The organism is Spirillospora sp. CA-108201, assembly GCF_050936235.1.
Lineage (GTDB): Bacteria > Actinomycetota > Actinomycetes > Streptosporangiales > Streptosporangiaceae > Spirillospora.
This window is the reverse complement of sequence record NZ_JBNJNE010000001.1, coordinates 1727245-1750448: the sequence shown is the minus strand read 5'-3', so window position 1 is coordinate 1750448 and position 23204 is coordinate 1727245. Positions and strand designations below refer to the sequence as shown.

Here is a 23204-nt window from a genome sequence, read left to right as displayed (position 1 = left end):
GTGCACTTCGATGTCGAGACCCCGCTGAGGGGGTACAAGGGCACGGTCGGAGCCGTCACGTTCGTCGACGGCCGCGCCCGGGTCACCAGCGACCAGCGCGCGGAACTGGCCTACTTCCGCCGCCACGGCTACAAGATCACGCCCGTGAAGGAGTCGACGGGGGAGCCGGCCGACGCCGGCGACCCGGGCGGCAACAGCGGCAACCCGGCCGCGGCCGGACCGGGCGGGACGTCCGAGGACCAGGCAGAGCAGCCCAGCCCCGACGGGGGCACCGGGCAGACGGCGGCCGAGGCCGCCGCCGAGCGGCAGGGCGAGCCGTACAAGCCCGCGGACAGCGGCACGGGCGACGGCTTCGACTCCTCCGCCCTCACCGACACCGCGGCGACGAAAGCCGCCGAGACGGCCAACCCCAGCGGCACCGACGAGGACGAGCCGGGCGAGCTGCGCAAGCCGGCCAAAAACGCGCCGGTCGCCGTCTGGACCGCCTACGCCAAGCAGCTCGGCGCCACCGACGACGAGCTGGGCGGCAAGACCAAGAACGAGCTCGTCGAGCTCGTCGACCAGTACGAGAACAGGGAGGTAGGCCGGTGACGGTCCACGGCCGCTACACCGGAGTCCTCGCCGACTCCCCGGTCTTCGACGACCCGTACAACGCGCTGCCCGGCGTCGACCGCGACACCACGTTCGCGCGCACCAACATCCCCGTCTGGGCGGCCTCGGCCGACCTGACCGCGACCGGCACCGGCGTCGCGATCGGCGCCCGGATCTGGCTTGCGCGCGGCGACATTGTCACCAACTTGGCGTTCACCTCCGGCGGCACCGCCGGCGCGACGTACACGCACTGGTGGCACGCCCTCTACTCGCCGGATGGGGAACTCCTCGCGCAAACCGCCGACCAGGTCGACGCGGCGTGGGGCGCCGACACCACCAAGCGCCTCGCCCTGGCCGGCGGGCTGGTGAAGATCCGGTCGGCGGGCTGGTACATCGCCGCGACCGCGGCCGCCGCCGCGACCGTCCAGACCCTGGCCGGTGCGGCGGCGCGTGCCTCGACCGCCACCGTACACACCGGGTCGAAGGCGGCCGGGTTCACGTTCGGGTCCGGGCTGGGCGCCACCGCCCCCGCCACGACCGGCGCGCAGACCGCGGCCGCGAAGATCCCGCTCGTCGTCGTCTCCTGACGCCGAGCCCCCTGAACGTGCCGGGCCCGGCCTGACCGGGCCGCGCCTCCACGGAACCCCCGAGCCGTCCGGCCTCGCGCCCGGCGGGCCGGGCCCGGCACCCCTACACCCCCTTGTTCGGCCACGACCGCCCAGGAGGCACCACCGATGGCCCGTACCGTCCTCACCGCCACAGCGCTCACCGCGACCGGCGTCGTCCCGGCCCCGGTCACCCCGTCCGCCGACGGTGTCTCGTTCCGGAACACCGGCCGCTGCGCCCTGATGGTCACCAACGGCTCCGCGTCCTCGATCAACGTCACCCCCGTGATCGGCCGCCAGGTCAAGGGCCTGTCGGTGACGTCGCCGCCCACCGCGGTCGCCGCCGGCGCGACGGCGTTCTTCGGCCCGTGGGACGACGACTACGAGCAGCCCGGCGGCAAGGACACCATGTTCGTGAACTTCTCCGCCGTCACCGACGTCGACGTGGTGCTGCTGGAGATGCCGCGATGAGGCTCACCGACCGCGTCGAGCAGGTCGTCATCGCCGCGATCGAGGGGCACGCGGCGCTGGCCGGCTGCGACGTCGACCACCAGGTCCAGATCATCCACCAGCAGACGCCCGGCGCTCCGCCGACGCCGATGCTGTGGATCTCCCTGTCGGTGCGGGCCCTCGCGCTGGGGGAGTGGCTGTTCCACGACCCGATCATCTCGGCCGACCTGCACCCCGAGCCCGCGCAGCTCACCCAGCTCGTCCGGCGGGCGCTGGCGGCCCTCGCCGCCGCCCGCATCGAGCAGGCCCAGGACCACGTGCCGTCGTTCCCGGACGCGAGCCGGATGGCCAGGCTGCCCGCGGCGAGGCCAGCGCGGCTGCCCGCCCCAGCGAGCCCCCTCGCGACGGGCCCCTGATGGTTGCGTACGCAACAACCGGCGATCTTGCGGAGTTTCTCAAGACCATCCCCGTCTGGCCCGGCGCCGAACGCCACCTGGAACAGGCGTCCGAGGACATCGACGAACTCCTCATCGGCGCCGTCTACGACGTCGACACCAACGAACTGCCCAGCGACCCGAGAGTCAAGGCCGCGATCATGCGCGCCACCTGCGCGCAGGCCCACTTCATCCGGGAGGGCGGAGACGAGACCGGCGGAAAGGGACAGTTCACCAGCGTTCACGTCGGGGGGATGGGCTATTCCCGCAACCGCCTCATCTCCGACGCCAAGGCGCGGACGCCCTCGAAGTACTCAGCCAGGGCCGTCACGATCCTGAAGACCGAGCGGCTCCTGCCCATCAACGCACGGACCTACTGAGGTTCCTCCCTCGGCGGCTCTTGCAGGTGGCCGTCATCTTCCTCCGCAGGATCCTGGCGCGCTGCGGGGCGGCCGAAAGAAGGGCCCTGAAGGTTACGCATGGCCTGCTCGATGGCGCTGGTGTGGGTGAAGTTGCGCATGGCCTGCTGGAGGGCGCTGTTGTGGGTGAAGTTGCGCATGGCCCGCTGCATTGGGCTGTCGAGGGCCATGTTGCGCATGGCCTGCTCGATGGCGTTGGTGTGGGTGAGGTTGCGCATGGCCTGCTCGATGGCGCTGGTGTGCATAGGGCTGTTGCCGAAGAGATTCCTCATGGCTGCGCTATCGCTGGCGATGTTGCGCACGGCACTTTGGAACGAGTTGCTACCTGGCGGGTAGTCCATTCCGTGCAGCACATGGGCGAGACTGTCCTCAACTGAGTCGGAAGCCGCGTCTTCTTCGTCAGCTTCGCTGCGGATCTCCTCAGCCTGTGTGATCGTTTCCTCGCTGACCTGCGCGTCCACGTATTCATTCGCGAGCTCCAAGAACGAGCGAACGTCGACGATATGGAACGGCTGGCCGGCTCGATGCCACACCTCTGCTGAAAGCTCCGGGCGCGGAAGAGGCGATCGACCGCCTGGCTGCTTGACCGTCCAGTCCTCAGCTTTCTTCTTCTCGTTGGTAACGAACAGGACAGGGCGCGGGAGACGCTCGACCTCTTGCAGCAGCTCGGCCCACAGCACGTAGTCGCCTATGGCCTGCTCGGGAGGTTTCCGTGCGTCGGCAAAGCCAGGAGGAATGCGCCGTTCGAACCTGTACGCGGCGTCCTCCCTCACTTGCCGCATGTTCTCAAGCACTGGCCCGATACGCCCCTCCAGCAGCTTCTCGATCTCCGAGAGGATCGGGTCGCCGGTCAGGCAGTCGGATGCCTTGAGATCGAAGCGGTACGCCTCACCGAGCTCTTGGATGATCTGCTGCTCGGTCTCTTTGAGGCGCTTCACCAACTCGTCGACAAGGGGTTTATCTAGACCGCGCCGACCGCGGAAGGTCTCCAGGTCGGTCCTGATCTTGTTGAACGAGCCCTTGACGTCACTGGTTAGGTTGGCGACGGCGCGGGCGCACTCGTCGATAACGGTGAGGCGGCGGAGCAAGAACTCCTCCGCGACACGGTGCGGCACCCAGAGCTTGTCACCGAGCAAGTTGAGAGTGTGGAGGAAATCCCCGCGCCCCTGCGGGTTCAGGCGGTAGACGTCGAACAGGGCGTTTGTATCGAACACCACCAGGCCCTCGGTCAGAAAGCGTTCGAGCTGGTCACCAGTGGGCGGACCGAAGTGCCAGGGGAACATGCTGCGAAGAGAGGACGCCTTGGTTTCGGAGGCCTCGTCGCGGATAGCTTCGTCACTCACATGCCGAGCGTAGAGCGCTGTACTAGGCCCGCGCGTCTGGTTTCCAGATCCCTTACGGCAGGCGTAGGCAGCGTGACTCCCCTTGGCACGCTCCCGCTGTGAGTAGCTGGTGCGCACCCCCTAGCGAATCCGCAACGTAGTACAGCGCTTACCCGGAACGGGCGATACGGCGCCTGATCGGCCGTTCGGCCTGAGAGTGGGGAACCGGTTGCTGCCCATCGTCACCGACCTGGTCACCATCGTCCGTGCCGTCAAGGCTGTTGGGTACGGCAACGCGATCACCCTCGACTGGGGACCCGGCGCTGCCCGGGCGACGGTCGAGGCGAACGTCCAACCCGCCGGCACCAGCGAGGCGACCGACAGCGGCCGCGACCGGATCACCACGCGGATCAGAGTGTTGCTGCACCCCGGCACCGACGTGGCCGCGACCGACCGGATCGAGTGGAAAGACCACGCTTACGAAATCGACGGGGAACCCGACCGGTGGCCCGACCCGACCGGCGGCGGCGAACACCACGTCGAGCTGACCGCGACCCGCGTCACCGGAGGCTAACGGTGGCGGACTGGGACTTCGACTACGCGGCGCTCGCCAATCTCGTACACGCCGAGGGCGTCCAGGACGCCGTCGACACCGCGGCGGCGGCCGCGGAGGCCGCCGCGGTGAGAGCGTGCCCGGTGAACTGGGCGCGGCTCGTGGCCACCGTGACGATCGTGCGCGACGGCGTGGGCCGGTGGGTCCAGTACGGGAACGACACCGACGCCGCGTACGCCCCTTTCATCGAGTGGGGCACACGCCCCCACGTCATCACCCCGCGCACGGCCAAGGCGCTGTTCTGGCTCGGCGCCGAGCATCCGGTCGCGCGGGTCAACCATCCCGGCACGCCCGCGGTTCGTGTGATCACGGGCGCTGCCACCCGAGCAGCAATAGGAGCGTGATCGTGGCCACCGACCTTCATGTGGCGTTCTGGTGCACCATCAACGGCCGCCGGCACGTGCCCGGTGACGAGGTGACCGTCGAGGACGACGATCAGGCAGCGATGCTGATCCAGGACGGCCTGTGCCGCCGCGCCGACACACCCGAAGAGGAGAGGGCGGGCGGCGCGGGCGAGCCGGGCGACCCAGCGGACCCCGCGGGGGACGGCGGCGTCGTGGTGAAGCCGGACCGGACCGCGCCCAAGGGCGCGTGGGTCGACTACGCGATCAGGCAGGGCATGGCCGAGGCCGAGGCCCGCGCCGCGTCCAAGCAGGCCCTGATCGCCCGCTACGACCCCGACCCCGACCCGAGTTCGGCCATCGCGCTCGGCGGCCCGCAGTAGCCCGGCATCGGACAAGGGGGTGACGGCGTGGACCTGGTCGAGTGGCCCGACGCCGAGATCTTCGCCGTCGACTACCTCACCGAGCTCCTCGACGGCGTCTGGACGTGCACCCGGCTCCCGCCCGCCGAGGAGTTCGACGCGCGGCTCCCGATCGTCGACGTGACCCGCGGCCCCGGCACCCGAACCGGGTGGACATGGTCGGACGGCTACCTCGTCGACGAGCCCTCGCTCGACTTCGACGTCTGGGCCGCCGACCCGGAGCAGGGCGCGCGGACCGCGGCCAGGCTGATCGCCGCGCTCACCGCCATCGAGGGCTACCGGACCCGCGGCGCTGTCGCAGGCCGCGTCAAGAACCTCACCGGGCCGTCCCCGCGCCCGGACGTGTCCCAGAACATCACCCGGCTCGGTGTCGCCGCCACGGTGCCGCTGCGCCTCACCTGAACGCATGGCCTAACCCGCGACCCCTGGCCAACCCGCGAGCAACCACCGACCCCGCCACCCGTGGCGGGTTTTTTCATGCCCGCACACCTGGAGGAGCGGATGGGCAACACCAACAACGTCAGCGCAGGCTCGAAGGGATACGCCTACTTCGCCGCGATCGGCACCACGGCCCCCACCGACCTGACCTCGAACTGGCCGGCCGGATGGGGCGAAGCCGGCATCATCACCGACGAGGGGCTCACCGAAGCGCTCGCGCAGGAGATGGTCACCCACATGGGGTGGGGCATCTCCGGCCCGATCCGCCGCGAGCCCAAGGACCGGACGGTCACCTTCAAACTCACCCTCACCGAGACCACGGCGATGTCGCTCCAGCTGTACTACAGCGTGCCGATCGCCGACATGGAGGTCGTCGGGTCCGGCGCCGACGCCGGAGTGGCGTTCGACGACCCCGAGACCGCGAGCATCATCTCGATCGCGCTGGGCCTGGACGTGATCGACTCCGCGACCGGTCGCCACTTCCGCTACATCGTGTCGCGCGCCGAGGTGTCCGACCGGGACAACATCACCGACAACGCCGACAACCTCCACGCCTACGGCCTGACCTTCACCGCGATGGTGCCGGTCTCGGGAGGCACGCCGGTGCGCCGCATGATCTCCAAGGTCCCCATCCCGGCCTGACGCCCGGCCACACCGACCAGTGGCCGGGGGCGTCCTTTCGCGGGTGGCGCCCCCGGCCACTGCACCACCCACGCAGTGACCCGCGAACCCTGTCCACCCCACGCCGGGGCCCTGCGCGCCGGCCCGCAACCCGCGAGGAGCATTCCCATGACCAAACCCCGCAAGGTCTACAAGCTCGCCGAGCGCCGCCGCGAGCGCGCCGAAGCGCTCGGCGGCAACAGTTACCCCATCGAGGGCCTCGACGGCGAGATCGTCGAGATCCCCTTCATGTCCTTCTGGTCCGAGGAGCTGACCCAGAAGGTGTACGGCGACGACTACCCCGGCGACAGGGAAGTCCTGCGCCTGGCGATCAGCGAGACGTGGCCGAAGGAGCCCGAGCGCCTGGAGGCCTTCGAGCGCCTCGGCCTTCAGATGGGCGACGTCGTGGAGATCATCAGCGAGATCCTGAAGGTGGCGCCCGGCGACGAAAACGCCACCGACGAGGACGACGACGCGGACGAGGGCAGCGGAGGCGGCGCGGACGCCCCGGCGAAGGCCAAGAGCGGGAAGAAGCCGAGCGGGGCGGGAAAGTCGCGCAGCTCCTCCGCACGGTAGAGGAGCACGGGCCGCTGCTGCACGCCGACCTCGCCCACTTCTTCCCCGGCCGAGGCGGCCAAATGCTGGTGGACTGGCGGCGACAGAAGATCCCCCTGATCGAGCTGTACGGCATGTGGGAGTGGCTCCCGGCCACCTCCGCCGTCAAGACCCGGCTCGCCGGGATCGTCGACGACCGCCGCTGGAGCGACGGCGAGTGGATGCAGGCGGCGCAGACCACCTACCTCCAGACGCTCCTTCAGGTCGCGTGGGTCGGGTTCCGGCTCACCGGTGACGTCCCGACGTTCTCGCCCGTGCGGACGCCCCGCACCCGCGAGGACGTCGCCGCCGAACGGCTGGCGGCCGCCGCGGCGGCCGAGGCCGAACGCGTCCAGGCGGCCCGCATGGACTACCTGCGCACGCTCCGGCCCCCGCCCGGCACCCACAACCTCCGCCCCACGCTCGGCCGCTGACCGGCCCCGCGCCACCCACCAGCACACGGAAGGGGGTGCGCGCGATGGCCGATCACGACGGCGGCAGGGTTCGGATGCGGATCGAACCCAGCATCAACCCGCCCCGGTTCGGGCGGGAGATCCACGACCGGCTCGACGGCACGGTCACCGAGGTCGGCGCGAAGCTCGGACGCAGGCTCGGCAAGGCCATGTCCAAGGGCGCTGGGAAGGGCTTCGTCGTCGGCGACGTCGTCGAGGCGGTCCGCAAGTCCGGCGCCCGAGTATCGGAGCAGGCGGGGAAGGTCGGCCGCCGCGCCGGCCGGGAACTCGCCCGCGAGCTGAAGACCGAGCTTCAGGAGCGTCTGCGCACCCTCAAGATCCCGCCCGTCACCGTCAAGGCGAAGGTCCAGGTCGACAGCGAGAGCCTGAACCGCGCACGGCGCCGCATCGCCGACATCGGCCCCGTCGACGTCCGGGTCGAGCCGCAGCTCGACCCCTACCATCTGGACCGGATCCGCGGCCGGCTCGCAGGCCTCGGGCCTGTCCAGGTCGGGGTGAGCGTCAAGCTCGATGAGTGGAGTGAGGCCCTCGTCCGCCGCCGCATCGCCGACATCGGCCCGGTCGGTGTCCGGGTCGAGCCGCAGCTCGACCGCTACCACCTGGACCGGATCCGTGAACGGCTCGCAGCGCTCGGGCCTGTCCAGGTCGGGGTGAGCGTCAAGCTCGATGAGTGGAGCGAGGCCCTCGTCCGCCGCCGCCTCGCGACGATCGGCAAGGCCCGCGCGATCGTCGAGGTCAAGCTCGACGAATGGAGCCTGGAACGGGTCCGGCAGCGAATCGCCGGGCTCGGCCCCTTCCAGGTCACCATCAACGCCGACCTCGACACCGCCGCGGCGATGGCGCGGCTGCTCCTGCTGCGGCAGGAGGCCGACCGCCTCTTCTCCCGCGGTATCAACCTCAACGCCGGCGTCAACACCGGCGCGGCGTCCGGGCAACTGCGGAGCCTGGCCCTGCAACTCGCCGCGATCACCGCGATCCCGCTCGGCACCAGCCTCGCCGCCGGAATCGGCGCGCTCGCGGCAGGGTTCACCGCGGCGACCGCCGGCGCGGTGGGGTTCGCCGCCGTCGCGGTCCCTGGCGTGCGAAAGGTCGCCGAGGCGCTTCAGGCGCAGAAGGCCGTCCAGGACGCCGTCAACACCGCCACCTCGACGGGCATCAACACCGCCGACCAGGCGCGGCTGCGCGCCCTTCAGATGGTCGGCGCGGAACGGCAGGTCGCCAACGCCAAAGCAGCGGCCCGCACCGCCGAAGAGGCGCTGACCATGGCGCGGCGCGACGCGCGCCGCGCCATGGAAGACCTCACCAACCAGGTGCGGTCCGGGGCGCTCGCCGAACGCCGCGCAACGCTCCAGCTCAAGGAGGCGCGCGAGAACCTCGACAAGACCCTCGCCGACCCCAAGGCGACCGAGCTGGCCCGCCAGCAGGCGCAGCTCGCGGTCGACGAGGCTCTCCAGCAGCTCGACGAGCAGCGCCTGGCCACCAAGCGGCTCCGCCAGGACAAGGCCGCCGCCGACCGCGCCGGCATCAACGGCTCCCAGCAGGTCAAGTCGGCTCAGCAGCAGCTCACCCAGGCGCTTCAGCAGGTCGGGGACGCGCAGCGGCAGATCACCGCGCTGCAAATCCAGGACCGGATGGCGCAGCGCCAGGCCGCCGCAGCCGCGAACACCAACACCGCGGCGCAGCAGAAGCTCGCCAAGGTCATGGGGGAGCTGTCCCCTGCCGAGCGTGGGCTCCTGGACGACTGGGAGAAGTTCCGCGGCGTCTACAAGGCGTGGGTGCGGGACCTCGAACCCGACGTTCTGCCCGTCCTGGGCCGCGGCCTCGACATCGTCGGCCGCGGCCTCAACCGGGCAACCCCCTTGGTGAAGGGCACCTCGCAGGCGTTCGGGGTGCTGCTCGACCGCGCCGAGGCCGGCCTGAAGAACGAGTTCTGGACCGAGTTCATCGAGGGCGTCGGCATCGAGGCGCCGGTCGCGATCGTCCAGCTCGGCAGCATCTTCGGGCACACCGTCACCGGCATGGCCGGCGTGCTCAACGCGTTCATGCCCGAGGTCGAGGAGGTCTTCGACTTTCTGGACTCCGGGGCGGCCCGGTTCGAGGACTGGGGCAAGAACCTCGCCGGCTCCAACGGCTTCAACGAGTTCATGGACTACGCCAGGGCCAACGGCCGCATCGTCGCCGAAGACATCGGCGCGATCAGCCATGCGCTGCTGGAGGTCGGCAAGGCCGTCGCGCCTGTCACGATGGTGTACACGGCCGGGATCAAGCCTCTCGCCGAGGGTACCGCCGCGCTCGCCGAGCACACACCGATCCTGTTCCAGTACGGGGCCGCGATCCTCATCGCGGCGAAGGCCGCCAGGATGCTCGGCCTCACCGCCTTGGTCGCCGGGTTCCGGGGCACGGCGACCGCCGCAGGCGCAGCAGGCGCCGGGATGCTGCGGCTCGGGACGATCCTGCGGAGCGTCGGCGCCTGGATGATGGGGGTGTCGGCACAGGCCGCGACCACCCGCACCGCTCTCCTCGGGCTCGGCAGAGCTGCCGGGCTCCTGCTGGGGTTCTATGCCGCGAGCCAGGCGATCAACCATTTCGTCGGGTCGACTATCGACGCCAAGCCGCGCGCCGACGAGCTCGCCGACTCGCTGGTGAAGCTCGGCCGCACCGGGGAGATGACCGGGCCGCTGCTCCGCCAGTTCGGCGACGGTCTCGGCGACCTGGGCGAGCAGGCCCGCAAGGCGACCGACCCGACGACCAGCGAGCAGATCGCGAACTGGGGATCCACGATCGTCAACACCCTGTACGGGCAGGCAGGCATCACCGAGCAGATCAAGAACAACTACCGCGGCCTCGACCAGGCGCTGAAGGGCCTGGCCGAGAACGGCAGAGCAGCCGAGGCCAAGGCCGCGTTCGATCAGCTCTCAGCCGCGCTGAAGCGCAACGGCGTGGACGCCAACAAGATCAACGAGCTGCTCCCGGAGTACACGCGGCTGCTCTACTACGGCGGCGGCGCGACCGCAGCGCTCAACTCCCGGTTGCAGGAGCAGAACCGGGAGCTGGCGATCAACGCCAACCGGTTCATGAACTCCCAACAGGAGCTCATCGACTTCAACAACGCGTTGAGCTCGGGCCGCGAGGCGCTGAACCGGAACGGCCGCGCCTTCGCTGGCAACTCGCGGGCGGCCAGCGACAACCGCCAGCAGATCATCAACGGCGCGCGGGTGCTGAACCAGTACAGCGACCAGCTGGTGAACAACAACGAGGTCACCGACAAGAACCTCGCGCGGCTGAGGAAGCAGCGCGAGCAGCTCATCGACATGGCCGAGAAGTTCACCGGCTCCCGGAAGGAGGCCAAGAAGTACGTCGACCAGCTCCTGCACATCCCCCCGAAGGCCAGCACCGACGTGACGGTCAACGCCAAGGGGAAGCTGTCGATGAAGGGTCTCGGCAATCTCGTCAACGACCCGGTCCTCGGCGGCATCCTCAAGGGCGTCATGGGGAACGCAGGCGGCGGCTACATCGCCGGGCCCGGCGACCCGCGCGGCGACGGGCTCCTGACCCGCATCTCGCCCGGCGAGATGGTCATCAACGCCACGGCGACCGCCCGGCACCTCCCGACCCTCGCCGCGTGGAACGACGCGGGCAACAAGGGCACCATCTACAAGGGAAAGGGGTACGCGGGCGGCGGCATCCCCCAGCCGACCGCATGGACGCTTCCGGCCGGGCCCGAGTCCTGGACCCCGCCGGGCTACGCGGGCGGCGGCATCCCCAAGTCCCTGGGTGCGGCCTCGTACAAGCGCGGCTACCACTACGACGACGACGCCGCGGCGGCGCTCGCCAAGGCCACCCGGGCGAACGCGGCGATGCTCGCCGGCGCGATCACCTACGCCGGCGGGCAGACCGCGATCGCAGCCGGGCTCATCCAGCAGGCCCTCGCCGGCGGGTCCGGGAGCAAGGCCGTCCAGTTCGCGGTGCAGCAGCTCGGCGAGCCGTACCGGTGGGGCGCGACCGGCCCCGACCAATGGGACTGCTCGGGCCTGACCCAGGCCGCATGGCGCGCCGCCGGCGTGAGCATCCCTCGCGTCACCTACGACCAGATCGCGTCCGGGACGCCGACCAGCCGCGCCCAGGCCGTCCCCGGCGACCTGTTCTTCCCCCACACCGGCCACGTCATGATGGTCACGGGGATGGGCGGGTCGAAGGCGCTGATCCACGCCCCCCGCACCGGGGACGTGGTGCGGTACGCGCCGTGGCGGTCCGGCGGCACCTACCGGCACATCGGGTCCAGCGCGGCGGTCGGGTGGGGTGGAGGCACCCCGAAGGCGTACGCGCGGGCGCAGTTCGGCGAGTTCGGGTGGGGCGGCAACCAGTGGGCTCCGCTGGACTCGCTGTGGGAGCGGGAGTCCGGCTGGCGCTGGAACGCCCGTAATGCCAGTAGCGGCGCGTACGGGATCCCGCAGGCGCTCCCGCCGCAGAAGATGGCGGCCGCGGGCAGCGACTGGCTCACGAACTGGGCGACGCAGATCAACTGGGGGCTCGGCTACATCCAAGGCCGGTACGGGTCCCCGGCCGGGGCGTGGCGGCACTCCCAGAACACCGGCTGGTACGCGCGCGGCACCAACGGCGCCGCCCCGGGCCTGGCGTGGGTCGGCGAGGAAGGCCCGGAGCTGGTCCGGTTCAAGGGCGGCGAGACGGTCTATCCGCACGAGGAGTCGATGCGGATCGGCCGTCAGATCGCCCAGGGGTATGCGTCCGGGACGCCGTCGCGGGCGCGGCTCAAGCCCGTCCAGGCGGACCTGAAGGGTCTCACCAAGGACCTCACCAGCTCCGTCGGGAAGATCCGGGCCGCGCTGAAGGACCTGACGTCCGACATCACCAAGGCCTACAAGGGCATCCGGTCCACCACCGACAACCGGCTCAACACCTACGTCACCCGCCAGGGCAAGCAGCTGCAGAACCTCGCCGCCCGGCGGGACAAGCTCGCGTCCTCGATCAACGCGGGCAAGGCCCTGGCGAAGGAATCGACCGAGTCGGCTCGGGAGTTCGCGAGCCTCACCGGCCTGCCAACCGGCCTACAGGCCGACGCGAGCGGCCTGTACGCCGAAGGGGAGGTGTTCAACGCCAAGGGAATCATCGGCGGTCTCCAGACCCGCGTGAAGCAACTCAACGCCTTCAAGGCGAACCTGGGCAAGCTCGCCAAGCTCGGGGTGTCCAAGGAGCTGATCTCCCAGATCATCGCCGCCGGTCCCGACCGGGGAGCCTCCTACGCCCAGGCCCTCGCCGACGCCACCCCCAAGCAGGTCAAGGAGCTGAACGCGGCTCAGAAGGCGATCGGGACCGCCGCGACCAACGTCGGTAAGCAGGCCGGCGACGCCATGTACGACGCCGGCTCGCAGGCCGGGAAAGGGTTCCTGGCCGGGCTGGAGGCGGAGAAGAAGGCCATCGAGCGGGCCATGGGCCGGATCGCCAAGGCCATCCGCGACCAGATCCGCAAGGCGCTAAAGATCCGATCACCCTCCCGGGTGATGGCCGAACTCGGCGAGCAGGTCGGCGCCGGGCTCGCGCTCGGCATCGACACCAGCCTGGTCGAGGTGCAGACGTCCGTCGACCGGATGGCCGGCCTCATCGTACCGACCCCGGTCCCGGCCGCCGCGGCCCCGGCACCGGTCCCGGCGGGGCGAGGCGGCCTCACGATCGAGGAACTCCACATCCACGAGGTCACCGACAAGGCCACCCGGCAGGCCGTCAACGACGCGCTCCACGACGTGTACGTCCTGCACAGGCCGCTGCTGTGACACCAGCGCACGAGCGCGCGGAAAGGAGGGCAGGGCCGCATGCCGATCATGGCGCAGCGGATCAGCGACATCGGACGGGGCGGCCCTGCCCAGCCCTTCACGACAGTGAAATGGTCCAGCCCCCTCGGCCGGGTCACGCACCTATCGGACTGGCCCACCGGCTACCTGGTGCAGCCCGGCGCCCGGGGCTTGGACATGCCCACCTTCAAGGCGTACGAGAGCGAGTCCCCGCAGATCCACGGGAACCGCCGCACCGGCACCAAGGCCAACCCACGCGAGATCATGATCCCGGTCGTCATCTACTCCCATGACGGCCGGGCCGCGTTCCTGGAGCGCAAACGGCAACTGCTCAAGGATCTGTCACCGCTGGACGGCGACCTCGGCCGCGGCACCCTGACCCTGACCGAGCCGGACGGGTCCGCCCGCTCGATCACCGCGATCTACGCCTCCGGCGCGGAAGGGTCGGAAGACCTCGACGCGGCAGGGCGCCGCTGGACCGCCTACGGGCTGACCTGGACATGCGAGTCCCCGTTCTGGGAAGGCGACCCATTCGGGCGGCCTTTCCGCGCCGGCGTCGTCCAGGACTTCTACCCCTCGGGTGTGCCGTGGGAGGTGTCGGACTCCCAGGTCCTCGGAGCCGACGTGCGGATCTTCAACCCCGGTGACGTGCAGGCGTTCCCGGTGTGGACCATCCACGGGCCGATGGAGTCGGCGGTCTTCACCCACCCCGCCGCGGGGACCTGGACGCTCACCCGGACGCTCGCCCTGGGCGACGTCGCGGTGATCGACACCCGGGAGCGGATCAAGAGCGCGCTCCTGAACGACGCGGTGGATCTGTGGCCGAACATCGACGAGGCCGCCGTGTTGTGGCCGCTGCTATCCGGCGAGAACCGGGTGGACCTGATCGTCACAGGCTCCACCCCGGACACCGTCGTCGAGTTCACCGCCACGCCCCGCTACCTGTCCGCCTGACCCGCGCCGGGGCGCGGACGGGCCCGCGCCATGGAGGGGAGGGTGCGGATGTTCGCGCTGAAGATGCGCCGAGGCACGGATCTGAAACCGATCGGCGAGCTCGACGACTACGCCAGCATGCAGGCCATACCCAGGCACAACGCGGTCGGGGCGTGGAAACTCACGATCGGCGCCGAATCCGCCAAGGCCGCCCTTCTGGTCGAAGGCAACGGCCTCATCATCCGCTACAACGCGGCGCGGGTCATGTCCGGCGACATCACCTCCGTCGACTCGGCGCAGACCCGCGATGACGGCGACGCCGGCACTCTCACCGTGTCCGGGGTCGACGACAACAACCTGCTGAAGCAGGCCACGGTATGGCCGAACCCGAGCGCAGACGACGCCCATCAGACCGACGGGACCTACAAGGTCAGCGGGAAGGCAGAGACCGTCCTGCGGACCCTCGTCGACGTCAACATCGGCCCGTCCGCCCGCTCCGGCCGCCGCGTCCCGGACCTGACCCTGGCCCCCGACCTGGCGCGCGGCCCCACGGTCACCAAGCAGATCCGACAGTTCGCCAACCTCCTGGACGTCCTGGCCGACATCGCCAACACCGCAGGCCTCGGCTTCCGGATCGTGCAGGTCGGCACCGGCCGCCGCTTCGAGGTGTACGAGCCCCACGACTCTGGCGTCGTGTTCTCGTTCGGGCGCGGGAACTTGGAGGACGTCTCCTACTCCAAGCAGCCCCCGACGTGCACGTGCGCGATCGTCGTCGCTGGCGGCAACAGCTCACCGCGCGTGGTGAGGGAGTACACCCGCGCGGACCTCCTCGTCCCAGGGCTGCGGATCGAGCAGTTCGTCGACCGCACCGACGTCGATACCGGCTCGGTCGACCTGGCAGCCCAGATGGACCAGGCCGCGGACGAGGCCCTCACCGCCGGTGCACGCCAGGCGTCGCTGTCGCTCACCCCGATCGACACCGACCAGTGCCAGTACGGCGTCCACTACAACGTCGGCGATCGAGGCGCGGCCATGGTCCGCGGAGAGAAGGTCACCGACACCATCCGCGAGGTCGTCCTGAACTCCGACAGCGCCAGCGGCGCGACGGTCAAGCCGGTCATCGCCACCCCGGACGCCACCGATCCCAAGAACCCCCTGAGCTCCCTGATGCAGGTCATGGCCGGCATCAACCGGCGGCTCCGCAGCGTCGAAACGAGGGTGCCCCAATGACCGAACGCTCCTACCCGTTCGGATCCTCCAAGATCAACACCGAGGACGAATTCTCTCGGATGATGATGTGGGCCGCGCCGGACGGGGTCTGCGGCACACCCGCCGACACCGCGCTCCGCCCCGTCGCCAACGGATCAGGCGTGATCATCGTCCCGGCCGGTGAGGCGTTCGTACGAGGCCAGAAGTACTGGCTGGACGAGGCCAAGCAGATCCCCATCCCCAACAACACCACCGGCGCGCTCCGCCGCGACACGATCGTGCTGCGCAACGACCCCAGCAACGACCGCATCACCGCCGAGTACAAGATCGGCGGAGCGGCGCTCCCGGGCCTCACACGCGCCTGGAGCGGCGTGTGGGAGGTGCCGCTCGGGCACGGTGCGGTCGAGGCCGGCACCAGCGTGATGCAGCCCGCGGCGATGGCCGACGCCCGCTGGTTCACCGGATGGACCCTCGCACCGTCGGTGCCGGCGTCTCGGCCCGACCCCAGCAAGGGCCGCGCCCTGATCGAAGAGGGCGTGCTGCTGCTGGGGGACGGCACGGGCTGGAAACCGCTCACGATCGAGGCCGAGGCACCGGTCGCGCTCGCGACGAAATGGCCCCAGGTGGAGTCGACGGCGGTCAACACCGTGACGCGGTCCGGGCGCCACGTAGAGATCACGCTGAACGTGAAGCGGGCCGGTGACCCGTTCTACGGCACCGACCCTCTCGGCTCCCCGCTCGGCACGATCCCGGGCCTGTACCGGCCCGGGGCCACCCGCTGGTTCGCGGTGCACATCACCCCCAACAACTACGCGCGGGTCCAGGTCCGCGGCGACGGCGGCATCTGGGTCGACAACCCCACCAGCAGGGTCGATGTCGACCGGGTCCTGCGCTGCACCCTCACCTATCTGCTGGAGGTCGGGCGTTGAGCGAGGCGATCCCCGAAGAGCGGCACTGGTTCGGGGGGACACCCGCGGACTGGACCTTCGACGCCGGGCAGGGCAACATCCCGGTCCTGGTCGGCGGCGCAGAGCTGACCACCTGGTCAGAGTTCACGGCCGGAACCCGGTACGAGGACTTGCTCGACGACAGCGGCAACGCGATCACCAAGGTGACGTCGGGGCAAGGAGGCGGCACCGGGATCCCCGTCGGGGTCGTCCCGCGCTTCCAGGGCCCGCCCGGGGTCACCGCGCTGTGGGTGGACGGCGGTAAGGGCTACCGGTACCTGCTGGTCGCGACCGACCTGGGCGGACTGGCCCGCCGCGTCACCATCCTGGAGCAGACCGTCGCAGCGCAGCAGACGCTGCTGTCGTACACCGCGTACGCCCTCAAGTACGACCCGGCCTCCGGCGCATACCCGGACATCCCCGAGCAGCTGGCCGGCCAGAAGTACCTGCTGTGGATCGGGCCGCCCACGCCGCAGACCGCGCGGGTCAAGGACCTGCACATTCCCACGAAGGAGTAGCCGGGTGCCGATCGCCGTGTCGCAGCTGACATCGCAGGGCTGGCAACCCCTGACCGGCGCAGGGTCGACGGACCCAGCCAGCACACTGCTGGTGGGCGCCGCGTCCTACCACGCGCCACTTCCGTCCAAGCGGTCGTGGACGGAGGTGCTGGAACCGCAGGTCAGCCCCATGACGGTCCGCCGCTCCTACGAGTCGGAGGCCACCGGCATCCCCACGTCCTGGGCGGTGAGCGAGGCCTCGATCGACGTCGGGAAGCACGCGTCGGTGCACTCGGTGCGGCCGCCGATCGACCAGTTCCTCACCGGCGCCCACGACGCGCGGTTGCGGACGTTCCTCCGCTCGATCCCCGACGACGGCATGCCCAAATTCCTCACCAGCTGGCACGAGGCCGATTCCAAGGTGCGCCGGGGCAACTACAGCCGCACCCAATACATGACCGCGATCCGCCGGTTCGCCGACATCGTCCATGGCGAGCAGCTCCCCAACACGTATGTGACGCCGTGCTGGACGGCATGGCTGTGGCACGACCCCGCCAAGGGCGCGGGGCAGCCCGAGCAGTGGTGGCAGGACGCCGTGTACGACGTGCTGAGCGTGGACTACTACGACGACACCCCCTCGGCGATGTTCGACCCGGTCGTGGTCTACGCGGCCACGCACGGAGTGCCGTGGGCGGTCGCCGAAACCGGATGGACCAGCCAGGCGGTCAAGGCCCAACGGATCACCGACACCGCCGCCTACTGCGCCTCCCACGCCGCCGGAGGCTGGCCGTCCGCGGTGTTCATGTGCTGGTTCGACTCCGACGTCGGATTCGACGAGGCGGTGGCGTCGCAAGCGTTCACCCCCACCAGCTCCCCAGCCGCGATCACGGCGGCGAACGCAGCCTGCCAGAAGTACTACCGCGACCCCTCCACGCTGACCCTGCGGAGATGACATGCCCGAGCCCACCTTCCGAGTTGTGGCGTCCGGGACCGGCGCCAACAGCGTGAACGTCACGATCCCCTCGGACACGCGGACCGGCGACGGGATGCTCCTGGTGACGTACGCGAACGTCGATTGCACCATCTCCCCGCCAGCCGGATGGCTGCCCGCCAAGGCGCAGCAGAGCCCCGAAGCTGACGGGATCACCGCGGCCATGTGGAAGCGGGTCGCCGGTGTAAGCGACCCCGGCGCGACCCTCACGATCACCAACGACGGCATCAGCCCGAAGGCCGGCGCGGTCCTGCTCGACTACTCCGGCGTCGACCTCACCGACATCATCCACAAGATCAACTCCAGGTTGGACACCGGCGGCACCGCAAGCGTCCCCACCCCGCAGGTCACCACGACCATCAACGACTGCCGGGTGGTCGAGGTGTGCGTGTCCAAGTCGTCCACGACCACCCAGTTCACCGCCCGCCCAGCGGGCGGCACGCCCCGGGCGACGGTAATCGGGACGGGCGGCGGCCACCCCGACATCTCGGTCGTGGACCGCGCCGCGGCCGCGCCCGGCCCGTACGGCGGCGGCACCTTCACACTCGACGCCAACCAGTCGTCGGCAATCACCTACACCATCGCGCTGGCACCCAAGGTGAACGTGCAGACGGCCCGCCCCCAGTCGGACGTCACGATCGGGGGATACACCGCCGAGCCCGCGGTCGGGACGGGTGTGCCGCTCGCCGCGCGGATCGGCGAGACCGTCCGCGACGACGCCACCTACCTGCGGTCCCCAGCAGGCCCGACCGGCGCGGTCTATGAGGCGCGGCTCACCGGCGTGGAGGACCCCGGCGTCGACACCGGGTTCTCATTCCTGGTGGTGCTGTCGTCGGCCGGTGGCGCAACCAGCGCGCAGTGCGAAGTGGCGCTGGTGCAGGGCACGACGGTCATCTCCTCCACGACCTACACCGACCTGCCTGCGACGGCGACCGTGTACACCTTCAACGTTCCGGCCCTGGACGTCGCGAACATCACCGATTTCGGTGACCTGCGGTTCCGCTTCACCTCGACGGCGTCCTGATGGCCGAGACCCGAATTCACCACGCTGAGCTCCGCGTCCCGACCCGCCCCACCGTGCGGATCCATCACGCCGAGCTCCGCGTACCGCCGGCCGTCGAAGTCCGCATCCACCACGCCGAGATGATCCTTCCCGCGCCGTCCACGGCTGCTGTCCGGATCCACTTCGCCGCGCTGACCATGCCGGGCGGTGACCAGGAGGTCGTCCCGTCGGGCATCCGGCAACTCGGCGGAAATGACGCGTGGTGGGACGTGGAGCTGCGCCAACGCACCAGTACGAACGAGTGGACGTGACCGCAACTTCCATCAGGAGGGGGCCGCACATGCCTGACGAACCAGGCTCGGCAGGTCGAGGCCGCCCAGCGCGGCGTCGCCGCAACCGCGACTCCGGCTCGGCACACGGCGACGAAGGCGGCGGCCACGTGCCGCTGCGCCTCATGCGATCGTTCGCCCACCGACTCGGCCGACGCGGCGCATTCCTTGGCCTCCACGGCGTGGCCTGGATCTTTTATGGCGTCGGGATCCTCGTGGATCCTGCCTTCGGGGTGAAGCGCGGCCTGGGCTGGACCGAAGAGGTCGTGCCGTTCACCTGGCTGGCGGGACTGTGGATCGGGTGCGGCCTCGCCGCGCTGATCTACGCGCCGCTGCGCCGTCCTGGCCGAGATGGGCAAGGGTTTGCGCTCGTGATGATCCCGCCAGCGCTCTGGGCGGTGGCCTACCTGCTGGGAATCGGGACGTACACGCGCGGCGGGTTCAACGCCGTCGTGTGGATCGCGGTAGCCGGCACGGTGGTCATCGTGGCAGGGCTGCCCGAGCCGCCTTCGGCGAGGCGGGGGCGCGATTGATGAGCCCTGCGGTCTGGTCGGCGCTCGGCGTCATCGGAGCTGCCCTCGTCGCCGGCCTCTTCGGATGGGTGACACAACGGCAGGTCAAGGGGGTGGCTTCGCGGGCGGAGGACCGCAACGACTTCAGCGAGCTTCGCGAGGCGTGGCGCGAGGAGAACAAGGGGCTCCGTGAGCGCCTCCGCAGCCTGGAGCAGGCCCAGGAGGACGACCGGCGCGCCCAGGCCGACGACCGGCAGATCATCGCGACCGCGCTCCGGTACATCGCCCAGATCACACACCAGATGCGCCAAGGCGGGCTGGAGCCCCCACCGCTGCCGGCCGAACTCGCCGACCGCATGCGGGAGTACTGATGCCACTCGTCGCCAAAGGAGGAGCAGTGCCCATCTACGGTGTGGACGTCGCGTCCTACCAGGGGAAACCGTCCTGGCCATCGGTGTACGCCGCTGGGATCCGGTTCGGGTTCTCCAAGGTCACCGAGTCCACGAACTACACCAACCCCACCTGGACCCACAACCGGGCCGGGATGCGCGCGCTCGGCGACGGGTTCCTCCCGGGCGGATACCACTTCCTGCACGGCGGAAACGGAGCCGCGCAGGCCCGCTACTTCCTCGCCAAGGCCGGGAGCGTGTCCGACCTCGCCGTCGCCCTGGACGTCGAGGCGTCCGGCGCCGACGGGGCCACGGCCAGGGAATGGGTCGCCGAGTTCAAGCGCCTGACCGGCGGCCACCCGGTGATCGGCTACTTCCCGCGGTGGTACTGGGAAGCCCACGGCAGGCCCGATCTCAGCTTCTTCGACACGATCTGGCAGTCCCACTACGTCACCGGCACCGGCTCCCCGGCGGCCCTGCACAGCAAGGTCCCCGCGGCCTGGTGGACGTCGTTCGGCGGCGAGCCCATCTCGATCTTGCAGTACTCGTCCAGCGGCACCGTGCCAGGGATCCCGGGCCGCTGCGACGTCAACACCTTCCGCGGGTCGCTCGCGGAGCTGAGGGCGCTGGCCCTCGGGACTCACCAGGAGGACGACGACGTGCCCATCCGCAGCAGCTACGGCAAGACCAAGCCCCAGCACTTGAAGTGGGGCGACTTCACCCGCCTCAACTGGGACACCACCTACGCCGACCCCGCCAACGCCCACTCCAAGCCGGACAAGGACCGCCCCGACGGCTATCCCGGCTACGTGTCCCCGGCGTCGACCTGGGCGGACGTCGACGCGGTCGTCCGCATCGAGGGCCTCGGCGCGGGCGACGAGTACCAGCTGCGGTTCGAGGTCCACGACTGGAAGGACGGCAAGTCCACCAAGGCCTGGCACGAGGTCCGCGCCGACGGCAACGCCACGGGCGGCGCCCAGATCGCCACCGCGTCCATGCCGAAGGGGCTCAGCAAAGGCCAGCACCTCTACGTCGCGGTCGCGGTGTTCCCCGCCGGGGGCAGTGCCGGCACCCGCCGCGCGCCGCGCGCGGCGTCGGGACGGTGGACGATCCGCCAGGACCAGGGCTGACACCCGCTGCCGTCTGCTGGCGGACGCAGACGGCTCCACCGCACAGCAACCTGTGCGGGCCACAGACACGGGCGGCACCGGCCCGCCCCTTCGCCCCCTCGGAGGCCTCCGTGAAACCCCCCATGAAGATCCTCGGCCGTGACCCCGCCACCATCCTCGCGTTCCTGTCCGCGGGGGTGCAGATGGCCGTCGCGTTCGGCCTCGACTGGTCCGACACCCAGACCGCCGCGGTGAACGCTGGCGCCGCCGCCGTTCTCGGCCTGGTCACCGCCTGTCTTGTGGCGCGCGACCAGGTCCTCCCGGCCGTCCTCGGGCTCACCCAGGCGGCCCTGACGCTCGGGCTGGCGTTCGGTCTCGACTGGTCCGCTGATCAGTGCGCCATGCTGATGGCTTTCGTTGCAGCCGGCGTCGGCCTGTTCGGTGTCCGACCGAACGTGCAAGCGATCGTGTCCGACACCGGGGACCGTGTCCCGCGCGAGCTGCCGTACCGGCGCGCGACCTGACCCTGCCAGCTCCCGAAAAGCAGACTGCCCCCGTCCCTTCACCGGGTTTCCCGGTGAAGGGACGGGGGCCTTCTGTCGTTTCAGGGACCGGCCGCAGCCTGTCCGGGCTGCTCCCTACCGGCCGGGATCGTCTCCGTGGGCAGGCTGATGGTCGCGTGCAGGCCTTGCTCCTCCTTATGGAGGGTGAGGACCAGGGTGACCTCGTCCGGCTCGATGTCACCGTCCTGGCCGGGGCGGGCGTCGGTGGCCACCCGGCAGACCCGGAAGGGCAACCGGGCCGGGCCGCTGCGGCGAGCGCGGCGGACGGCGAGGGCTGCCATGTGCAGCACGTCGGTGAGGCGCCCCTCGGGCTCCTGGACCGCGCCGGTGCGGGCCGCGTCAGCGTCGGTCCAGGCAACGCAGTCGGCATGTGCCGCCGGGGTGAGGGCCACCGGGATGAGGAAGCCGGCCTCGTAGGCGGCGCTCTCCGGCACCTGGATCAGGTCTGTCGTCGTACTCATGAGGCTCCTGTCGGCTGGGCATCCCTCACAGCTCGCCGACACGAGCGGTCGCCGAGCTGCGAAGGAACGTGGTCATCCGGTTGGGGCCGCCGCCTGCAGGGCGCGGGGCGGCGGCTCCCGGGTCAGCGGCGGGGGATGGTGGCCTTGGCCTGCTCGATGCTGAGCACCCGCGCCTTGACCGCGTCAGCGAGGTCCTCAGCGCCGACCTGGAGGACGAACGCGGCGACCAGGTCGGCCTCCAGCCGGGACCAGCCCCGCTCAAGCGCGGCGAGCCGAACCTCCTCGGCGGCGTGGAACGCGGCGGCCACGAAGGTGAGCCGCTGCCACGTCACGCCGAGATCGGTGGCCTGTGAGATGACGGTCTGGGCCATCTCCACCGCGTGGGGGTACTGGGCAAGGTCAAACGTGATCATGGGTAGTTCCAGGGTGAGGGAGGACCAGGGGCCGAGGCTGGGGGCCGCTATGCGGCCCCCAGCCGGTCATACGTCGGTCGCCAGGGTGATTGGGCCGTTCCTGACGGCGAACTTCATTACGGCGCAGGAGGCTTCGGGCTCGAAGCCCCGATCAAAGAGGGTGGAGATCACCTTGAGGGGCGCCGCGCCGACCGCGAGCATCTCGCCTTCCTCCATAGCCGGGCCGTTCTTGATGTCGAACCGCGGGCCGTTGCGGAAGAAAAGGGCTTGGAGGCGGGGGTGACTGAAAGGTGGGGGAGTGAGGCCGATAGTGATCAGTTCCAATATCTGATCTTCCTGTTGAGCTGTGGGTGGTGCATCCGCAAACCACAGTATGGCAATCGAATAATCATGTCAAGTTAAACTTGTTTTGAAGGTTGGGGAGGCTGGCAGTCGCCACCTGTGCCTGGGCGTGCGAACGCCAGCTCGCGTCCGGGTGGACGCGGCCGCCAAGGCGAGGAACCAAAGCCCGGGGAGGGGCGGCTTCCAGATGAGAGCCCTGGCGGCCTCGGGGCTGGCCTGGCGCTGCCGACCATCTGGGCCACCTCTATCGCCCTCTGCGTCATCGCCACCCGCAGACAAATCCGCCTGACATGCGAACGGCCCCGCTCACCTTCTTCGGGTGAGCGGGGCCCTTTCG

Annotated in this window: 28 protein-coding genes; 24 read left to right on the top strand and 4 right to left on the bottom strand. The window is 70.3% G+C overall.

What is annotated here, in order from left to right; all coding sequences use genetic code 11:
• The 5 genes from ACQEU6_RS08640 to ACQEU6_RS08620 all read left to right on the top strand — a co-directional run bounded on the left by ACQEU6_RS08640 (position 1) and on the right by ACQEU6_RS08620 (position 2460).
• A complete protein-coding gene (locus ACQEU6_RS08640) occupies positions 1–591 on the top strand; it encodes a hypothetical protein (RefSeq protein ID WP_499330405.1) in 591 nt (196 codons plus the stop codon).
• A complete protein-coding gene (locus ACQEU6_RS08635) occupies positions 588–1178 on the top strand; it encodes a hypothetical protein (RefSeq protein WP_499330403.1) in 591 nt (196 codons plus the stop codon). Before ACQEU6_RS08640 ends, ACQEU6_RS08635 begins: the two co-directional genes overlap by 4 nt.
• A gap of 147 nt (positions 1179–1325) precedes the next feature.
• Complete coding sequence (locus ACQEU6_RS08630; RefSeq protein ID WP_499330402.1) at positions 1326–1667, top strand: hypothetical protein; 342 nt, start codon at positions 1326–1328, stop codon at positions 1665–1667.
• Positions 1664–2062 carry a hypothetical protein gene (locus tag ACQEU6_RS08625; protein WP_499330400.1) on the top strand — a complete coding sequence of 133 codons (399 nt, stop codon included), beginning with the start codon at positions 1664–1666 and terminating at the stop codon, positions 2060–2062. Before ACQEU6_RS08630 ends, ACQEU6_RS08625 begins: the two co-directional genes overlap by 4 nt.
• Positions 2062–2460 carry a hypothetical protein gene (locus ACQEU6_RS08620; RefSeq protein ID WP_499330399.1) on the top strand — a complete coding sequence of 133 codons (399 nt, stop codon included), beginning with the start codon at positions 2062–2064 and terminating at the stop codon, positions 2458–2460. Before ACQEU6_RS08625 ends, ACQEU6_RS08620 begins: the two co-directional genes overlap by 1 nt.
• Here the strand turns inward: ACQEU6_RS08620 and ACQEU6_RS08615 are convergent.
• Positions 2454–3842 carry a PIN-like domain-containing protein gene (locus ACQEU6_RS08615; RefSeq protein WP_499330397.1) on the bottom strand — a complete coding sequence of 463 codons (1389 nt, stop codon included), beginning with the start codon at positions 3840–3842 and terminating at the stop codon, positions 2454–2456. The genes ACQEU6_RS08620 and ACQEU6_RS08615 overlap by 7 nt on opposite strands.
• A gap of 208 nt (positions 3843–4050) precedes the next feature.
• Between ACQEU6_RS08615 and ACQEU6_RS08610 the strand changes: the two genes are divergently transcribed.
• From ACQEU6_RS08610 to ACQEU6_RS08520, 19 genes are all read left to right on the top strand, one after another.
• On the top strand, positions 4051–4395 hold the full coding sequence (locus ACQEU6_RS08610) for a phage head completion protein (protein ID WP_499330395.1): 345 nt from the start codon (positions 4051–4053) through the stop codon (positions 4393–4395).
• A gap of 2 nt (positions 4396–4397) precedes the next feature.
• Positions 4398–4778, top strand: coding sequence for a hypothetical protein (locus ACQEU6_RS08605; RefSeq protein ID WP_499330393.1), 381 nt, complete (start codon positions 4398–4400; stop codon positions 4776–4778).
• A 2-nt stretch (positions 4779–4780) separates the two neighbouring features.
• On the top strand, positions 4781–5158 hold the full coding sequence (locus tag ACQEU6_RS08600; protein WP_499330391.1) for a hypothetical protein: 378 nt from the start codon (positions 4781–4783) through the stop codon (positions 5156–5158).
• Positions 5159–5185: 27 nt separating this feature from the next.
• Positions 5186–5599: a hypothetical protein gene (locus ACQEU6_RS08595; RefSeq protein WP_499330389.1), complete on the top strand. Its 414-nt coding sequence runs from the start codon at positions 5186–5188 to the stop codon at positions 5597–5599.
• Positions 5600–5674: 75 nt separating this feature from the next.
• Positions 5675–6277 (top strand): phage tail tube protein, encoded by a 603-nt coding sequence (locus ACQEU6_RS08590; protein WP_499330388.1) that lies wholly within the window; start codon positions 5675–5677, stop codon positions 6275–6277.
• 147 nt (positions 6278–6424) lie between these two features.
• Complete coding sequence (locus ACQEU6_RS08585) at positions 6425–6871, top strand: hypothetical protein (RefSeq protein WP_499330387.1); 447 nt, start codon at positions 6425–6427, stop codon at positions 6869–6871.
• A gap of 62 nt (positions 6872–6933) precedes the next feature.
• Positions 6934–7323 carry a hypothetical protein gene (locus tag ACQEU6_RS08580; RefSeq protein WP_499330386.1) on the top strand — a complete coding sequence of 130 codons (390 nt, stop codon included), beginning with the start codon at positions 6934–6936 and terminating at the stop codon, positions 7321–7323.
• Positions 7324–7367: 44 nt separating this feature from the next.
• Entirely contained in the window at positions 7368–13151 is a 5784-nt protein-coding gene (locus ACQEU6_RS08575; protein ID WP_499330385.1) for an aggregation-promoting factor C-terminal-like domain-containing protein, read from the top strand.
• Positions 13152–13190: 39 nt separating this feature from the next.
• On the top strand, positions 13191–14123 hold the full coding sequence (locus ACQEU6_RS08570; protein ID WP_499330384.1) for a phage tail family protein: 933 nt from the start codon (positions 13191–13193) through the stop codon (positions 14121–14123).
• 48 nt (positions 14124–14171) lie between these two features.
• Positions 14172–15332, top strand: a complete 1161-nt coding sequence (locus ACQEU6_RS08565) for a siphovirus ReqiPepy6 Gp37-like family protein (protein WP_499330383.1) — start codon at positions 14172–14174, stop codon at positions 15330–15332.
• On the top strand, positions 15329–16240 hold the full coding sequence (locus ACQEU6_RS08560) for a hypothetical protein (protein ID WP_499330382.1): 912 nt from the start codon (positions 15329–15331) through the stop codon (positions 16238–16240). Before ACQEU6_RS08565 ends, ACQEU6_RS08560 begins: the two co-directional genes overlap by 4 nt.
• Positions 16237–16776, top strand: coding sequence for a hypothetical protein (locus ACQEU6_RS08555; protein ID WP_499330381.1), 540 nt, complete (start codon positions 16237–16239; stop codon positions 16774–16776). Before ACQEU6_RS08560 ends, ACQEU6_RS08555 begins: the two co-directional genes overlap by 4 nt.
• 4 nt (positions 16777–16780) lie before the next feature.
• A complete protein-coding gene (locus ACQEU6_RS08550; RefSeq protein ID WP_499330380.1) occupies positions 16781–17707 on the top strand; it encodes a hypothetical protein in 927 nt (308 codons plus the stop codon).
• Between the two features lies 1 nt (position 17708).
• On the top strand, positions 17709–18770 hold the full coding sequence (locus ACQEU6_RS08545; RefSeq protein ID WP_499330378.1) for a hypothetical protein: 1062 nt from the start codon (positions 17709–17711) through the stop codon (positions 18768–18770).
• Positions 18770–19060: a hypothetical protein gene (locus tag ACQEU6_RS08540; protein ID WP_499330377.1), complete on the top strand. Its 291-nt coding sequence runs from the start codon at positions 18770–18772 to the stop codon at positions 19058–19060. The genes ACQEU6_RS08545 and ACQEU6_RS08540 overlap by 1 nt, the downstream gene beginning before the upstream one ends.
• A 128-nt stretch (positions 19061–19188) precedes the next feature.
• Positions 19189–19611, top strand: a complete 423-nt coding sequence (locus ACQEU6_RS08535) for a hypothetical protein (protein ID WP_499330376.1) — start codon at positions 19189–19191, stop codon at positions 19609–19611.
• Positions 19611–19961, top strand: a complete 351-nt coding sequence (locus tag ACQEU6_RS08530; RefSeq protein WP_499330375.1) for a hypothetical protein — start codon at positions 19611–19613, stop codon at positions 19959–19961. The genes ACQEU6_RS08535 and ACQEU6_RS08530 overlap by 1 nt, the downstream gene beginning before the upstream one ends.
• A 26-nt stretch (positions 19962–19987) precedes the next feature.
• On the top strand, positions 19988–21109 hold the full coding sequence (locus ACQEU6_RS08525) for a glycoside hydrolase family 25 protein (protein WP_499330374.1): 1122 nt from the start codon (positions 19988–19990) through the stop codon (positions 21107–21109).
• Between the two features lie 110 nt (positions 21110–21219).
• A complete protein-coding gene (locus ACQEU6_RS08520; RefSeq protein ID WP_499330372.1) occupies positions 21220–21612 on the top strand; it encodes a hypothetical protein in 393 nt (130 codons plus the stop codon).
• An 80-nt stretch (positions 21613–21692) separates the two neighbouring features.
• On the opposite strand, the gene ACQEU6_RS08515 is transcribed toward ACQEU6_RS08520, so the two are convergent.
• The 3 genes from ACQEU6_RS08515 to ACQEU6_RS08505 form a co-directional block, all read right to left on the bottom strand.
• Complete coding sequence (locus ACQEU6_RS08515) at positions 21693–22112, bottom strand: hypothetical protein (protein ID WP_499330371.1); 420 nt, start codon at positions 22110–22112, stop codon at positions 21693–21695.
• A 122-nt stretch (positions 22113–22234) separates the two neighbouring features.
• Positions 22235–22525 carry a hypothetical protein gene (locus ACQEU6_RS08510; protein ID WP_499330369.1) on the bottom strand — a complete coding sequence of 97 codons (291 nt, stop codon included), beginning with the start codon at positions 22523–22525 and terminating at the stop codon, positions 22235–22237.
• 66 nt (positions 22526–22591) lie between these two features.
• A complete protein-coding gene (locus tag ACQEU6_RS08505) occupies positions 22592–22849 on the bottom strand; it encodes a hypothetical protein (RefSeq protein ID WP_499330367.1) in 258 nt (85 codons plus the stop codon).
• Positions 22850–23204: the final 355 nt, after the last annotated feature.

What these genes read in the sequence shown, in the direction of transcription:
- ACQEU6_RS08630 (WP_499330402.1), top strand. Translation starts at nt 1,326, where the DNA reads ATGGCCCGTACCGTCCTCACCGCCACAGCGCTCACCGCGACCGGCGTC.
- ACQEU6_RS08625 (WP_499330400.1), top strand. Translation starts at nt 1,664, where the DNA reads ATGAGGCTCACCGACCGCGTCGAGCAGGTCGTCATCGCCGCGATCGAG.
- ACQEU6_RS08620 (WP_499330399.1), top strand. Translation starts at nt 2,062, where the DNA reads ATGGTTGCGTACGCAACAACCGGCGATCTTGCGGAGTTTCTCAAGACC.
- ACQEU6_RS08590 (WP_499330388.1), top strand. Translation starts at nt 5,675, where the DNA reads ATGCCCGCACACCTGGAGGAGCGGATGGGCAACACCAACAACGTCAGC.
- ACQEU6_RS08585 (WP_499330387.1), top strand. Translation starts at nt 6,425, where the DNA reads ATGACCAAACCCCGCAAGGTCTACAAGCTCGCCGAGCGCCGCCGCGAG.
- ACQEU6_RS08580 (WP_499330386.1), top strand. Translation starts at nt 6,934, where the DNA reads ATGCTGGTGGACTGGCGGCGACAGAAGATCCCCCTGATCGAGCTGTAC.
- ACQEU6_RS08575 (WP_499330385.1), top strand. Translation starts at nt 7,368, where the DNA reads ATGGCCGATCACGACGGCGGCAGGGTTCGGATGCGGATCGAACCCAGC.
- ACQEU6_RS08570 (WP_499330384.1), top strand. Translation starts at nt 13,191, where the DNA reads ATGCCGATCATGGCGCAGCGGATCAGCGACATCGGACGGGGCGGCCCT.
- ACQEU6_RS08565 (WP_499330383.1), top strand. Translation starts at nt 14,172, where the DNA reads ATGTTCGCGCTGAAGATGCGCCGAGGCACGGATCTGAAACCGATCGGC.
- ACQEU6_RS08560 (WP_499330382.1), top strand. Translation starts at nt 15,329, where the DNA reads ATGACCGAACGCTCCTACCCGTTCGGATCCTCCAAGATCAACACCGAG.
- ACQEU6_RS08545 (WP_499330378.1), top strand. Translation starts at nt 17,709, where the DNA reads ATGCCCGAGCCCACCTTCCGAGTTGTGGCGTCCGGGACCGGCGCCAAC.
- ACQEU6_RS08540 (WP_499330377.1), top strand. Translation starts at nt 18,770, where the DNA reads ATGGCCGAGACCCGAATTCACCACGCTGAGCTCCGCGTCCCGACCCGC.
- ACQEU6_RS08530 (WP_499330375.1), top strand. Translation starts at nt 19,611, where the DNA reads ATGAGCCCTGCGGTCTGGTCGGCGCTCGGCGTCATCGGAGCTGCCCTC.
- ACQEU6_RS08515 (WP_499330371.1), bottom strand. Translation starts at nt 22,112, where the DNA reads ATGAGTACGACGACAGACCTGATCCAGGTGCCGGAGAGCGCCGCCTAC.
- ACQEU6_RS08510 (WP_499330369.1), bottom strand. Translation starts at nt 22,525, where the DNA reads ATGATCACGTTTGACCTTGCCCAGTACCCCCACGCGGTGGAGATGGCC.